Source organism: Halobellus sp. Atlit-38R, from assembly GCF_003665925.1.
In the GTDB taxonomy this organism is placed as follows: domain Archaea; phylum Halobacteriota; class Halobacteria; order Halobacteriales; family Haloferacaceae; genus Haloquadratum; species Haloquadratum inordinatus.
The window spans coordinates 1-433 of the sequence record NZ_QXIJ01000412.1 but is presented as its reverse complement, the minus strand read 5'-3'; the positions used below and the strand labels follow the sequence as shown (position 1 = coordinate 433).

The following is a 433-nucleotide window of genomic DNA, read 5'->3' as shown; positions in this document are numbered from 1 at the left end:
TGCCTCGTCGCGCTCCGCCATCGATCCCGTGCTGGTGGCCATGCTCGTCACCTCCACGTCGCGGATGTGGATCGCGACGGCGTCGCCGACCTCGGCGCCCTCGACGCGGATCGGTCGGGTCACCTCGTGGCCGCCACGGAACGAGGGCGTCACCATCGGCCCCCAACAGCCCGGCGGCGTGTACGTCGTCACCGTCCCGCCGTCCGCGACCGTGCCGGCCCACTCCTGGTCGGGCCCGACGAGCCCGAGCGTGTACTGGTCGACGTACAGCTCCTCTTGAACGCCTTGCTGTGACATGACGTGTCAGGGTATGGCGCAGACCAAAATAACCCTACTGCCCGCGGCGGCGGACGGTCGGGGGAGCGATCCGGAGCGCCCGCGTCCGCCCGGGCTCGCTTGCGGTTGTTTATACCTGCGCCCCGTCAAACGGAGC

Annotated in this window: 1 protein-coding gene; it reads right to left on the bottom strand. The window is 70.0% G+C overall.

The window, feature by feature from the left end; genetic code table 11:
• On the bottom strand, positions 1–297 hold a 297-nt coding region (locus D3D02_RS20120; protein WP_199723247.1), incomplete at its 3' end, for an acetamidase/formamidase family protein.
• Positions 298–433 lie beyond the last annotated feature (136 nt).